Raw genomic sequence first — 2,983 nt, 5'->3', positions numbered from 1 at the left:
AAATAATTTTTGTTTTTAGTTAATGATATATTTTATAGTAAAAAAGTCAAATCTTTATTTTTTATATAAATTACTGTATAATTAAAAAATCAAATTAAAAATTATGGAAGAAAAAATGAAAGCTATAATAATAGTGCCGACTTACAACGAAAGCGACAATATAGAAAAAATGATAAATACGGTTTTGAAACTGCCAGAATATATAGAGATTTTAGTCGTTGACGATAACAGCCCAGACGGAACGGCAAATATAGTAGAAAAATATCTTAACAATAACAGAGTTCATTTATTAAAAAGAGAAAAAAAAGAAGGATTAGGTCCCGCGTATATAGCTGGCTTCAAATATTCTTTTTCCTACAATCCCGATTATGTGATAGAAATGGACGCCGATTTTTCGCATGACCCGAGTTTTGTAATAAAGTTTATAGAAAGAATGGAAAACGAAAAGTTGGATTTAGTCATCGGCTCGAGATATTGCAATGGAATAAGCGTGGTTAACTGGCCCCTCAGAAGATTATTTTTATCGTATTACGGAAACAGATACGCTTCTTTTGTTTTAGGCTCGAAAATAATGGATATAACGGGAGGATTCAAATGCTTCAGAGTATCTGTCCTTAAAAATATGAATTTCGACAATATACTTTCCGCTGGTTATTCTTTTCAAATTGAAATGAACTACTCTTTTGAAAGCAACGGTTATAAAGTGGCGGAAGAGCCGATTATATTCTACGAAAGAAGAAGCGGACAATCGAAAATGTCAAAAAACATAATAGCCGAAGCTTTATTTAGAGTTTTAAGATTAAAATTTAGAAATAAGAAAAATTATTTTAATAAATAACAAGAAGTTGCCTGTATATACAGAACTAACCTATTATTTATTTATTATTCTTTTTCTTCTATCTTTGCGCCAACGCTTCTAAACTGTTCGATAAAATTAAAAGAAGATTTATTTATAGACTCGGCATCGTCTATAGTAATATCGTTTTCGCAAACTATAGAGGCAACGCAAAGAGCCATCGCTATTCTGTGGTCGTTATGAGACGAAGTTTTTCCGCCATGCAATTTTTCGACTCCTTCTATAAATATTTCGTCTTCCGTTGAAGTTATTTTCGCTCCAATTTTATTGAAACTGTCTTTCAAATCGTTTATTCTGTCGCTTTCTTTGTATCGCAGTCTTTTCGCGTTATATAATTTTGTTGTTCCTTTCGCCGTGGATGCGAGAGCGACTATTATAGGAGCTAAATCTGGAATATTCAAAATGTCTATATCCAAACCGTTTAATCTCGAAGCCTTTTTTATCGTTATAGAATTATCTTCGTTATATTTAATCGAAGCTCCCATAAATTTTAATATATTTAGTATCTCTTTATCGCCTTGAATGGAATATTTATTTAATCCGTATAATGTAGTCTCGCCTCCCAAAGCTCCCGCAGCCGCAAAAAACGCCGCATGCGACCAATCGGCTTCAATCTCGTAGTTAATCGGAGAATATTTTTGAGAACCGAAAACTTCTATAATATTATTATCCGCTTGTTTCGAGGTTTCTATTTTTGCCGACTTCAAAGTTTTCAAAGTCATCATAACATAAGGAGCGGATTCCAATTCTCCCTCGATTATTATTTTTGAATTTCCGTCAAGCAAAGGCAAGGCGAATAATAAACCGCTAATGAATTGACTGCTTATATTTCCTTCGACATTGAAATCTCCGCTTTTTAATTTTCCTTCTATAATCAAATAATCTTCTTTTAAGTCAAAAGTTAAACCTTGCTCGCCCCATATTTTTTTATATATTCCGAGAGGACGACTAAATAATTTTTTAGAGCCTATGAATTTTGCATTAATTCCGAGAGCCGAAACTACGGGAATTAATAATCTTAAACTGCTCCCAGATTCTTTCACATCAATCGTAATATTATTTATATTTTTATTTTTTGGAATGACTTTCAAACAATCTTTTTCTAATTTAAAATCTGCAAAATTTGAAATAGCTTCTTTTGTGGCGATAATATCTATTCCGACATTTTCCATCCAAGGTTTCAATATGCTTTCGCCTTCCGCTAAAAAAGAGGTTATCAAAGCCCTGTGAGCGTCACTTTTGCTTATTTGAATATATATATCGCCAAAAATTTCGCTCGGTTTAATCGTTAAAATCATAAAAAATTCTCCCAAACTATTTTTCTATTTCTTATAATAATTATTTTAATATAGAATCGACAAAATTTTCAATATCGAATTCTCTGAAATCTTCGACTTTTTCTCCGTATCCGCCGTAAAATATTGGAAGCGACAAATAATGCGCTACGCTTATCGCAACTCCGCCTTTCGCCGAGCTATCCATTTTTGAAATTATAACTCCTTCAATATTTAACGAACTTACGAACACTTTCGCCTGCTCGATTCCGTTATGTCCTACATTCGCATCAAGAATCAATATTGGAATAAAATTGAATTCGGAAAATCTTTCAGTCGCTATTTTTTTCATTTTTTCAAGCTGTCTGATTAAATTATCTTGATTATGAAACCTTCCCGCCGTGTCGACTATGACTATATCAGCGTTTATGGATTTTGCCTTATCCAAAGCGGAAAATAAAACGCTTGCGGGGTCGCCCGCTTGCTGTCCCTTCACTATGGAAACCGACAACCGATTTGCCCATTCTTCAAGCTGTTCTATAGCGGCGGCTCTGAATGTGTCGGAAGCGGCAAGTATAATATTATGTTCGTTTTTTAGAATATTCGCCAATTTTGCGATTGTCGTGGTTTTTCCTACTCCGTTTACTCCCACTATAAACAAAATATTTTTATCTTTAAGTTCCATTTTTTTGGGAATGAATTTCGATATTAAAATCTCTCTCAAATATTTTTTTGCTTCCGCAGGTTCTTTAATTGAATTTTCTTCAATAACTTCCCGCAGTTTTGAAATTATATCTTTTGTGGTTTCGACTCCAGCGTCCGCCGTTATCAATGTGTTTTCCAAATTGGCAAA

At 33.3% G+C, this 2,983-nt stretch carries 3 protein-coding genes; 1 reads left to right on the top strand and 2 read right to left on the bottom strand.

Annotated elements, in window-relative coordinates:
* The first annotated feature begins 115 nt into the window (after positions 1-115).
* On the top strand, positions 116-838 hold the full coding sequence (locus EZH24_RS09530) for a polyprenol monophosphomannose synthase (protein WP_137998922.1): 723 nt from the start codon (positions 116-118) through the stop codon (positions 836-838).
* Between the two features lie 44 nt (positions 839-882).
* Here EZH24_RS09530 and aroA read toward each other — a convergent pair whose 3' ends face one another.
* Positions 883-2,154, bottom strand: coding sequence for a 3-phosphoshikimate 1-carboxyvinyltransferase (gene aroA, locus EZH24_RS09525; RefSeq protein ID WP_137998921.1), 1,272 nt, complete (start codon positions 2,152-2,154; stop codon positions 883-885).
* Between the two features lie 40 nt (positions 2,155-2,194).
* Positions 2,195-2,983, bottom strand: a 789-nt coding sequence (gene ftsY / locus EZH24_RS09520; RefSeq protein ID WP_137998920.1) for a signal recognition particle-docking protein FtsY, incomplete at its 5' end; no start/stop codon positions are given.

The sequence above is a fragment of the Brachyspira catarrhinii genome (assembly GCF_005518285.1).
GTDB classification, from domain to species: domain Bacteria; phylum Spirochaetota; class Brachyspiria; order Brachyspirales; family Brachyspiraceae; genus Brachyspira; species Brachyspira catarrhinii.
This window is presented reverse-complemented; position numbering and strand designations above follow the sequence as displayed.